6 protein-coding genes are annotated in these 11,878 nt (G+C 40.0%); 4 read left to right on the top strand and 2 right to left on the bottom strand.

Annotated features, from left to right (window positions below; translation table 11 throughout):
- Positions 1 to 40 precede the first annotated feature (40 nt).
- Together HYW21_00480 and HYW21_00475 are read right to left on the bottom strand one after the other, a co-directional pair.
- Positions 41 to 526 carry an Lrp/AsnC family transcriptional regulator gene (locus HYW21_00480; protein MBI2547806.1) on the bottom strand — a complete coding sequence of 162 codons (486 nt, stop codon included), beginning with the start codon at positions 524 to 526 and terminating at the stop codon, positions 41 to 43.
- A 101-nt stretch (positions 527 to 627) separates the two neighbouring features.
- A complete protein-coding gene (locus HYW21_00475) occupies positions 628 to 1,083 on the bottom strand; it encodes an Lrp/AsnC family transcriptional regulator (protein ID MBI2547805.1) in 456 nt (151 codons plus the stop codon).
- 245 nt (positions 1,084 to 1,328) lie between these two features.
- On the opposite strand from HYW21_00475, the gene HYW21_00470 reads away from it, so the two are divergent.
- The 4 genes from HYW21_00470 to HYW21_00455 are packed head-to-tail and all read left to right on the top strand — an operon-like array spanning position 1,329 to position 11,861.
- Positions 1,329 to 4,301, top strand: a complete 2,973-nt coding sequence (locus tag HYW21_00470) for a hypothetical protein (GenBank protein ID MBI2547804.1) — start codon at positions 1,329 to 1,331, stop codon at positions 4,299 to 4,301.
- On the top strand, positions 4,301 to 4,594 hold the full coding sequence (locus HYW21_00465; GenBank protein ID MBI2547803.1) for a hypothetical protein: 294 nt from the start codon (positions 4,301 to 4,303) through the stop codon (positions 4,592 to 4,594). Before HYW21_00470 ends, HYW21_00465 begins: the two co-directional genes overlap by 1 nt.
- The gene (locus HYW21_00460; GenBank protein ID MBI2547802.1) at positions 4,584 to 11,663 is read left to right on the top strand and encodes a VCBS repeat-containing protein; all 7,080 of its coding nucleotides are present in this window, start codon (positions 4,584 to 4,586) and stop codon (positions 11,661 to 11,663) included. The genes HYW21_00465 and HYW21_00460 overlap by 11 nt, the downstream gene beginning before the upstream one ends.
- A gap of 15 nt (positions 11,664 to 11,678) precedes the next feature.
- The gene (locus HYW21_00455) at positions 11,679 to 11,861 is read left to right on the top strand and encodes a hypothetical protein (protein MBI2547801.1); all 183 of its coding nucleotides are present in this window, start codon (positions 11,679 to 11,681) and stop codon (positions 11,859 to 11,861) included.
- Positions 11,862 to 11,878 lie beyond the last annotated feature (17 nt).

Genomic DNA, 11,878 nt, shown 5'->3' with positions numbered 1-11,878 from the left:
CCAACTGGCGGAGTAACTCTTTTTGCGTATGTCTGAATATTCAAGGAAAGGAACAAGAGGTAAGACTTTGATGAATATTCTGTACGAATTCTTCCTTTTTAATGGTCTCAATAATGAAGATCTCTTCAATAACTCTTATCCCAAGCGATTCAAGTTTTTCCTTAAAATCCGTTTTCTCTTTGACGTCTTTAAAGACACATGTAACGAGAAAGCCATAGAGCTCGCTGAGTCTTGATAAAGAATTTACTGAGAGACTGTTCATAAGAAACTCTTCTCCCTTTTTGTCTTGGTTCGATTCGATAATAAACTGAACACTGATGGGATAACCGAGTTTTCCAAAATCGACGAATGTTGTATACCTGACAATCACCATCTCTTTTAATCTTTTGATAGTGTTGGATACTGTAGAGAGGGGAATATGAGTACCTCGAGCCATACTGGTTAAGCTCGCTCTAGCGTTACGCCTAAGATACGTTAACAATATTTCTTCATTGGGTGTTAGTTGCATGGTGCAGGTCTTCTTCATTTTTGACCGGGTGAATGGAAAAGAGCATCTTAATAAGCCTTTGTGAAAAATTGTCGAAAAATTTCCGAGTTAGTTCGGAAATATACGTTGCAGAACGAGTTCTAGTTCTTTACCGTAGAGTCTTCGTCATCTGACAGAAAACATTCTCGCTTTAAATCTTCAAGAACAAAGTGTGTTTTTATATCCTGCATAGTAAACCGTTCTTCTACCTTATCAATAAATTCATGGAGTGATTTCACATTCTGAAAGATTCCTTCAGCAATAAAATCAAACCCATTGCTGACCTTGTACGCTGAGTTTATCAACGGATGCTGAAACAAGAAGAGGGAAAGTTCTTCCCTGTCTTTCCGATCTACTTTTAACAGAATGGTAGCTCTATTGGAATACCCTAGTTTGGAAAAATCGAGTAAGGAGGTGTATCGTAGAATAGCGTTTCCTTCTTCTCCCTTAATCCGGTCATGAATCGTTGAGATGGGTATTCCTGTTTTCTTACTGATCTGCATTAAGCTCATGCGAGCATTGTTTCGCAAGCAGGAAAGGATCTGGCTGTTTTTCATGGGTTATCATCCTCGTGTTGTTTTTCCTATCACCCCTTCTGTGCTATCTTAGTAATTACTATCCGATAGTTACACTATCATCAGGAAGTATTTATAATTTTGCATTATAAATTATATAAAATATATAAAAAGCTGGCAAGATTTTTCCGGAAAATCCGAACATAGATTTATTAACCCCTCATCATTTCCTTAAACTCGGGTGTTAGTGTGATCAGCATGAGTCAAGGTTAATGAGTGGGGGGCACATGAACGATAAGCGTTGGGTACTCTATATCGTCGTTTTTCTTCTTTGTTTAGGTACTGTTTCTGCGTATGGTAGCTGTGATCCTTCACTATGTCCACCAGGTTGGCATCAGGAGGGAAATGTTGACTGTAGCGGTCAGTATTGCACAAGGTATTGCTACCGAGATTCTTGTGGGAGTTGGAATGAGGTATATAATCATGGAGAATTTCTACCGGATAACGATGAGACAGGTAGTATTGCCAATTTAGAGGGACACGAATATAAGAAAAACGCATTGGGAGGCATGGCTGGATTCGCTTTTCCTATAGGTTCCTATGCTCCTCCGAATCCAAATAACTGCTACCGTTTTAGATTTTTGTCGATGAACGGCATTGTTGATAGTAGTGATATCGATTATGAGGATACAGGTGAAGAAGACTCTTCAATGTCGATTTATTGGGAGTCAAATACTGACTGGCAAAATAACGCTAGATATTATTGTGACAGCCAAGAATATAGTGAAGCGGCTTATGTTGATTTTGATCTTGATAATGGGGATGATTTTGATTCTGCTGATGACTTAGCAGGTAGTCCCAATGATCAGAATTACTGGCTTTTCTGTGCACCAAACCAGGAAGCCTGTGATAGTGTTTCCTCCTATTGTGATACTGATTGTTACAATGTAAACACAAAATTGAAAATAGAGGCAGACTGTGGCATGGAAGATGGATTTAGTAGTCATGAATTTAATGATTTTTGTGATATTGATGATTGGTCTAGATCTGAATGTGAAATTGACTATGTCAACTTTGATGATGTGTATGTTTATATGTATGTTTACGAGGCCCCTATAGTTAAGAGTTACAACAACCAGCAATGTTTGCGTCCTGAGTGTGATTCAGGGTCTTGTTGCGATGCTGGCACTAAAAAATACAAAGCCAATGGAACGTATTGTGGTTCTCTGTATGATCTGCGTTGTGACAACCCTAATAGTTGTAGCGGCTCTGCCAAGCAGCCGATCTGTAGTGGAAATTCCGAGAATTGTTATACGAGTAATTACCTCACTATCGGTTATCCTTCTGAATGTTATGGGAGAAGTTGTTCCATGGCAACCTGTGGTGAATGTAACCAGTATGGGAGTTGTATTGCTCACCCTGAAGGAATTGAGTGTTATACTGACAATGATTGTGATGATGGTGATCCTTACACGATGGATGATTGTATTAACCCAGGGCAATGCTGGAGTGCGTATTGTACTTCGTATACCTGGTGCGGGAATCGTCGATGTGATTTTGGCGAAAACGCTGAAATCTGTCCCAAGGATTGTTCTGCCCAGTGTGGTGACGGGTTCTGTACGCACAATGAAACTCCACTGACTTGTTTACGAGATTGTCCCACGACCTGTGGTGATACCTATTGTGCAGGCCAGGAAAATGCTCAGAACTGTGAAGTCGACTGTCCACCAAGGTGTGGTGATACGTACTGTACCCATAACGAGAATCCAGTAACCTGTCCGCAAGATTGTCCTACGACTTGTGGAGATCGTTTTTGTACTGGTTGGGAGAATGCCCAGAACTGTGAACAGGATTGCCCTGCAATCTGTGGTGATACCTTCTGTACACACAATGAAAATGCCTATACCTGCCCTGAGGACTGCTTAGCATTCTGTGGCGATGAGTATTGTACCTCTGGGGAAAGCTTTTGTAATTGCGAGCAGGACTGTTCTCCAAGCTGTGGTGATGGCTGTTGTTCGTTGGATGCAGGTGAGTCATGCAGCACCTGTTTTCAGGAATGTGGGTTTTGTAATTCCTCAATCCAGTACAATTTGAGTTACGATGAAAATGGAAACCTTGTGCAGGGTGTTGACTTTTACTATGAATACAACGGGTTTAATCAGCTCCGCAGACTTCGAGAAGGTAATGGCAGTGGCAGGATTCTTGCTGAGTATTCTTATGGTCCTGCAGATGAACGGGTAAAGAAAGTTGAGTACGATACCTTTGGTAATAACAAAACCACCTATTATGTGAATGACAACTACCTTGAAGTCCATGACCGAGATTCTATCTTTCGAGAGGTGTACTTTAAAGATAGAAACGGTGTTATTCTTGCAAAACAGGATGATGTTGGTCTGTACCATTTCCATCCCGATCATCTCGGTAGTACAGTGTTGGTAACGGATGAAGCAGGAAATGTTGTTTCTGAAACATCTTATCTTCCTTTCGGCTTAGTCATTGATGGTGGTGATGAACGAAATCTGTTTACCGGCAAAGAGCTTGAACGAGAGACAGCCATGTATTATTACGGTGCACGATATTATGATGCGTTCTTGCGGAGATTTACTCAGCCTGACACGGTCTTCTCTGATGTGTATAATCCTCAAGCTCTGAACAGGTACAGTTACGTGTTGAACAACCCTATGAAGTACACGGATCCTGATGGGAACACTCCCTGGGATGTTGTCGATGTAGGGTTTATGCTGTTAGACGCCAAGACCTTTAAGAAAGATCCTACCTTGGCTAATGCTGCTTGGTTAACGCTTTCAGTAGTCTCTTTAGCACCAGTGCTCCCAAATATATTGGGCTATGGTCATCATGCGGATGATGCTGTTCAGTACAGCGACGAAGCGTTGGAAGCTGGAGGAAAGTTCTTCACCAGAATGGAAAGAGTGGGCGTGGCACAGAAGGCCGTTTCTAATATGGATAGGTTAAATCATGGGTGGAGTAAACATGCTAAACAGTTGGGCCTAAAGCAATTTAAAGGTGGGTCTTGGAAAGCAGAAAGACAGGCTTGGAAAGAATTTAATCAGAATGTTATTGAGACAGGAAAGGCTTTTGAAGGTCATAAGCTTGGTGGAGAAGCTGTTACTGGTTATTATAAAGTAGTTGATGGAAAAGATATAGTAACATTTGTATTTACTGAAGGTCCTAATAAAGGGTTAATTGCTACTACTATAAAGGCAAGTGATGATAAGTTAATTAAATGGGGGTTAAAGTGATGAAGAAAATTGATGAGTTTAAAAAGTTATTTGAGAAATTGATTAGAAAAGAAATTGATACGAGTAAGTTTGAAATCTTATTTAATAAAACCTTTTTTGAGGGAGGTCTTTTAAAACAAATGAAATCTGAGGAATTTGATGTTTTAGATGAAGTTTGGGGATATGTTGAATTCTATAATCCTGATGAGACTAAAAGAAAAAAAGATTCTGCATTGAAAGATGAAAAAGAGATTCTTGAAGTTGTAAAAGTTGCATTAAAAAAATTAAAAGAACTAGAAGAAAATGAAAAATAATATCCCGTACCTTATCATAGCAATCCTTTTCTTACTGATACCTCTAGCTGCTGCAATAAACTCTGATGATATCTTTCTTTACCCTGACGATACCCATGACATGAGCGAACAAGTGGAGGAGAGTAGTGTTAACGTTCAATCAGACGACGTTGATCAGCCAACCAACGAAGAAAAGATTCAGGAGTTCTTGGACATGAAAGAAGCATTACAAGAGGCTGATGATACGGATGTTCCTCCGTTGATTGATGGAGCATCCATTGCCGTAGATCGAACAGAGCCTTTCCTTCATAATCCGACGGTACCAAAACAAGAGTTTATGGAAACAAAGGGATATTACTCAACGAGTTTATTTACCGGTGCTGCAACGTATTCGTATGCATTTGACGTTCCACCTGGGATTGGTGGTTTACAGCCAACCGTAGCATTGAGTTATAACAGCCATAATAGCAGGAATATTCCTTCCTTGGTAAGTTCAGCATGGGATCTTACGCAGAATTACATTCAACGAGACGTGCAGCATACGGTTGAAGATGTTGTGGACGATACCTTCAAACTCTACTTAGATGGTGAAGAATATGATTTAGTCTATGATGGGAGTAGATATCACACTGAAGTTGAATCCTATCTTTTCATTACCAATAGTTCGGGTGGTGCCGAGGGCGAGTATTGGATAGTCAAAACAAAAGATGGCACGGTTTTCCGATTTGGTTACAATGATGATGCAGTGCTTAGGTCTAATCTCCATGATTATATTTGGCGATGGAGCCTGGATGCGATTACTGATGTCCATGATAACAGCGTGAGTTACTCATACCACGAGAATTACGAAGGTGATTTTGGTAGTGTCTATCCTCAGGAGATTACTTATAACCATGAAAGGATGCGGAACATTGTGTTTATCTACGAAACTCGACCTGATGTTTTTGAAACCTATGTCCAGGGGAATAAGCAACGATATTCGCATCGTCTCAAAGAAGTACGCATAACCTTTAATGATGAGCAGGTACGAAAATACGTTCTTGAATATGCAAGCATTACTCAAACAAGAGCTTATCTTTCAAAGATATATCGCTATAATCAAGACAGTTCACAATTCTTTACCACATCGTTTGATTATTTTCCTTTAGAAAAAGGCTGGACACGGAACGATACGTGGATATCTCCTGTTGACTTTGAGGTTGACGATTATGATACAGGGGTTAGGTTTGTTGATCTGAACAGAGATGGCTTACTTGATATTATGCAAGCCAAAAAAGAAAGTAGTGGTGGTATGAAGAGTGTCTGGTTAAACAATGGTAATGGATGGACATCACAACCGGGTTTAAGCCCTTGGCAGTCTCCAGTATATTTTGTGCATGAACGTGATAATAGTAAGGGTGTGGATAAGGGAGCACGGTTTAGTGACCTTAATAATGATGGTTTTACCGATCTTGTTGTTGCAGATCATGACCAATCTGATCCTGTTAAAAAGACGTATTTTAACATGGGCAATGGCTGGCAGGAGTATGTTGCCTGGACACCACCGCTCTATTTTGTTGAAGAGTCCAGAGATAAAGGTGTTACGTTTTATGGTACTGAGAATGGCGTAAGATTTGTTGACCTTGACAATGACGGTAGAGGGGACATGCTGAGATCAGAGAATGAAGAAGCTAACATCAAGGAAGTCTGGATGAATACTGAAGGAAGCTGGGTGCGTGAAGAATCTCGATGGGATCCGCCAAACTATTTTGCCACTAAAGGGGATGTAGAAATCCAAGGATATGATTTTGAGATTGAAGGAACTGATAGTGGTCTGCGTTTAGATGATGTTAATGGTGATGGTCTTCCTGATCTGTTGTACAGCCGAGAAGAGTCATCGCGTACGCAAGTGTATCTTAACGATGGAATGAACTGGCAGCAGGACGCTTCTTACGAGATTCCAACCTACTTTGTGTATGACGATGATAGCCGAGAAGGTGCTGATTACGGTACACGGTTAATGGATATTGATGGTGACGGCCTTGTCGATATTGCAAGAGCTGTTGACGGTGTAAGCACGGTCTGGATAAATAACGGAAAAGGTTGGACACAAGATAACAGCTGGACTATTCCTCTTGATTTTGTTTCTGACAAGAAAAACAGAGGAGTACGGATAACGGATGTGAATGGCGACGGTTTCATTGATATGGTGAAAACGAACGATGGTAGAGTAACGTATCTTCATAGAGGTACGAAAGACTTTTTATTGAAACAAATAACGAATGAACTTGGAGGAACCATAACTCTCGACTACAAAAAATCTGTTTCTTTTGATAATACCGGAGATGACAGTATTAGTGATCTTGGTTTCAATCTATGGGTTGTTGATTCCATCACTGAAGATAATGGTCTTACTGATCAACATCAACTTTCTCGAGTAACGAAGATTGATTATCAAGATGGAAAATATAACTATGCTGCACAGGAATTTTTGGGTTTTAATTACGCTGAAGAAGAGTTTGCAACCGGAGAATTAGTTAAACATTGGTACTATCAGGACGATGCACGGAAAGGAAAAGAGTATAGGCAGGAAGTATGGCAAGATAACAAAAAATATGATGTGGTTGAGAGTGAATGGAGTAGAACTATCACCGCACCTTATACGGTCCAATTAGCAAATGTTACGAGACAGAATTTTGATGGGCAAGCTACTGCGAAGAGTGTTAAAGAGGAGTATATGTATGATACGTATGGTAACCCGTATCGTACGAACTATTATGGGGATCTTAGTATTGTTGGTGATGAAAAAGAAGAGGTCTATCTGTATGTGTACAATCCCTCAGCGTGGATTGTGGATACACCAAGATCATATGAGTTAAAGGACAACATCGGTGGAAGAACAATACAACAACGTGCGTATTCGTATGATAATAAGGGGTATGGTCTTGCACCAACAAAAGGGGACCTTACCAAAAAAGAAGAGTGGCTAGCATTTGGTCAAAATCCGATCACCACCTATTCGTACGATACCTATGGAAATAAGGTGACCGAGACTAATCCAAACGATTATACAACCACTGTTGGCTTTGATGAAATTACTCATACCTTTCCTGTTTTAACAAGAAACGCTCTAGGACAAGAATTTCGTCTAGGGTATGATGCTGCAACAGGAAACCTATTGTATGAAGATGACCCTAATGGGTATCGAAAGACCTCTACGTATGACTCTTTTGGAAGAAAAATCAAAGCGATTTCTCCGTATGATAACGAAACGTATCCAACACAGACGATTGCGTACAATGTAACCACACGTCCCATCACGATTATGCTAAAACAACGAGAAGTGAGCAATGAGCAAGGAACGTATGATTCATACACTTTTCTAGATGGATTCGGAAGAGTTATTCAGACAAAGAAAGAAGGTGAACAGGGTTACATCACTCTAGACTTCTTTTATGATACAAAAGGAAGAATTACAAAGATAAGTAACCCTTATTATAGTCCGACCACTGAATATACCACTCCTCAAACTGTTGCTTCAGTAACCTACACCTACGATGCTGTTGATAGGATTACTCGGCTGACAAATCCAGATACATCAACGAGAAGGATTCAGTATAATCACTGGAACATTAAATCGTTTGATGAAAATAATGTCTCAATGGAATATGATCTGAATGCGTATGGAAACGTTAAGCGTGTGACTGAATACTTGAATGATACCATTTTCTTAACAACGTACGGTTATGATGCAAGCAATAACTTAGTTAACATAACCGATGATATGAACAATGTTTATTTGTTTTATTATGATAGCCTCAACAGACTTACGGTTATTAATGATCCGGATCTTGGCAGGTGGAATTTTAGTTACGATCCCTCGGGGAATCAGATCGGTATTCGTGATGCACGGAGCATTAACAAAACCATTGAATATGACGAACTTAACAGAATAAAAAAGGAATACTCATCACCACAAGAGATCATAATTTACACGTATGATCAGGATACGCTTGGCACACTCAGTAATCTTGAAACGTCAGAGATGTCTATTACATACGAATATGATCAACGGCTGAGGTTGATAACAGAACGGAAAGTGCTTGGCAGCAATACCTTTACAACCCATTATACCTATGATGCAATGGATCGGATCACATCAATCAGTTTACCAAATGGGCAGGATGTTGTGTATAACTACAATACCCAAGGAGAGCTTGACCGAATCAGTGACGTCATTACCAATATCAATTACAATGAAGTAAACACCCCTCTAGTTATTGCACATGCAAATGCAATGAACACAACTTATAGGTACTATCCCAATAACTTTAGGTTACAGCGTATACAAACAGGAACCGACCAGAATTTGAGCTATGGTTATGATAAAGCTGGAAATGTCATAGCCCGTAACGATACCTCCAATAACCTCTTCCACACGTATAGGTATGATACGCTTTATAGACTTTCTGCAGTTGGTGGGAATTATACCTTACGATACTCCTATGATCCTCTTGGAAACTTATTGGGAATCTCATTTGGGATAGAGGATACACAAAGTGTCAATACGAAGGATGTTATCTTTGCTTATCCTCAGCTTGTAACGCGAGAAGATATGCCGATCCATGCTCCCTTAGGAGTATTTATTGAAAGCATTGGTGAATGTGACCAATCTCAAACACGATTATGTAAAAATCAAAATGGTGTTTGCAGAGGCAGCAGAGAACCTTGTGAGGAATATCAGTGGCAGGGTTGTAGTCCACAAGATTATGGGCATGATTATCAGGAAGAAGAGGCTCTTTGCGATGGTCTTGATAATGATTGTGATACTGCTGTTGATGAAGGATGTGAGTGCATCGATGGAAATGTCCGAGCATGCCTCAAACAGAGAGGTGTCTGTTCAAACAGCGTTGAAACCTGTGTTGCAGGAAAGTGGGAAGGTTGTGATTATGGAGCAAGCTATGAGACCGTAGAAGTAACGTGTGATCGATTAGACAATGATTGTGACACTACGGTAGATGAAGGATGCCAATGTATGAATGCTCAAGTACGGAATTGCCCACTCCAGTTAGGTGTCTGTAAAGGAAGCAAGGAAACCTGTACTGCATATCAATGGCACGGTTGTAACGCTGGAAACTATGGCAGTAGGTATCAGAAACAAGAATCACTTTGTGATGGACTTGACAATGATTGTGACGGTAGCATCGATGAAGGATGTACAAAGAGCGTTGACCTTAAAGGCATTGAACTCGTAACAAGGCCTGTGCAGCCAAGAGAAGGCCAAGAATATGCTTTGATCGTACGATTTACGAATCAGAATACGGATAATATTACGGTGCCATTTATGGTAACTTTGGGAGCGAATTGGTTAGGTGATAAAGAACCAAGGAGTTGTTCTTTTAGAGGATTATCTGCTGGCCAACAAAAAGAGTGCATGATCCATTTTTCCTCTGCACGAATAGGAAATTATGCGTTCAATTGGACACTCGATTCCTCGAATGATATTCGTGAGACTAACGAAACGAATAATGTCCTGTCAGGAAACTTTGACGTGAGTGCAGTTGGTATTCCAGACCTCCAAGCATTACGGCTGTTTACCACACCTGAACAAGTCGTTGAACATAAACCATTCAATCTTTCCTTTGATTTTAGCAATGATGGGACAGGACTCGTAGGAGATGTATTTGAGGTAAAACTCAGTCTGAACGGAACCTCTCATCGTTGTACCTTTGATCATTTACAAAAGAGAGAATCAGCTACCTGTACCTTTGAGAACATAAGTCTTCATGCAGGAACGTATCTTACTGATGCCTTTGCAGATAACCTTAATTTTATTGATGAAATAGACGAAAGAAATAATCAGCTCCAAACAAGTATTACGGTTAAATCAGATTTTAAAACGGCTATTGTGCCAGCTGCTATTAATCAACCACCGGTTATTGAAAATGTTTTTGCAGAATTCGATCCTGTTTACGATGATGTCTCCAATAACCTGTATGCAACCATTATTGATGATGATCTCGATAAAGTGTGGGTTTCTATAAAACCACCCGGAGGGACATTTGAGGATTATCGAGTCTTTTTTAACGAGGGAGATCTCTGGAAAGCACCTCTCAATGAAGTCAATTATGCAATCAGAACAGGAAGTGCTCCTGTCCAGTACCTGTTTAAAGCAGTTGATCAACAAGAAAATTATGCTGAGTCTGTGATTTATGACTTTACTGTTGAAGATGGATCGCCGAGTGTTATCCAGAATTATCCACCGAATGGGAAAACCTTCAAAAACAGATCAGTTGATCTTTTCTGTAGTTTTAGTGATCCATCCTTTAATCTAAAACAGCTACAGTTTTATTCGAATCGGAGTGGATGGAATGTTGAGCAAGACTATTATTGTGGCATGAATGAGACGCCGTATGATTCTTTCAGGGATGAAGAAGGAGGACCTTTTTTTCCAGGAAGTGCACTATTTTTTGCTGGTAGAGTCAATGAAATAACTTATGATTCAATGTTTTTAGTGCGTGAAATCAATACCAATAACCTCTTTACTGGATTTGAAGCACATACGGCAATGAATAGTACTGTTCCGAATCTTTCTATTGATATGTATGTGTGTTACACAACAGCTAACGGATTATCAGATCGCCAAAGTTTTGAAGAAACATGTACATCTGTACCTTATAAAATAGTTACCGATTTTCCTCTCCATACATGGGGAACCTTTACGAAGGAGTGGAAAACAATTCCATTTGACAGGCCAATTCCTCTAATCGGAGGAGTAAACTACATTTTTTATATCCAAACAAATCCAGGGGCTAATGGGACTTATACCATCTTGACATCACAAAGTGAGGGGCATCTTATGAATCAAGCACTGAATCAGCAATGGTTAAATGCATGGGGTTATACATCACAATTTCGTTTACTCAGTGATTCTTGCCAGAACTTAACAATCAACACTACCTTAAGCAACCTTGACAATGGCCGATATACATGGAACTGTCATGCAACCGATCATGAGGAGGATAATGGGGAAATGCCTAATGAAGCGTGGGGTCAAAATAGAACCTTTGTTGTTGATGCTGGACATGAGGTCAATTTGACACAGGATTAAGAGATAAGTTTATCTATGAACCAGCACCCCATGAATGTAAAGAAACAAAAAGAAAACAGTTTCTCCTGTCGGAGCACCTACACGAACACAGGTGTTGTTCGTAAAGTCGATGTGCTCCACAGCATCAAGCAGAACTTGGACAAAGTCAGTGGTAGTGTAAGGGGAATTCTTCCCAACAACGCAAAATATATCTTCTAGAAACCGTTTATTTTACT

The sequence above is a fragment of the Candidatus Woesearchaeota archaeon genome (assembly GCA_016187565.1).
Lineage (GTDB): Archaea > Nanobdellota > Nanobdellia > Woesearchaeales > JACPJR01 > JACPJR01.
This window is presented reverse-complemented; position numbering and strand designations above follow the sequence as displayed.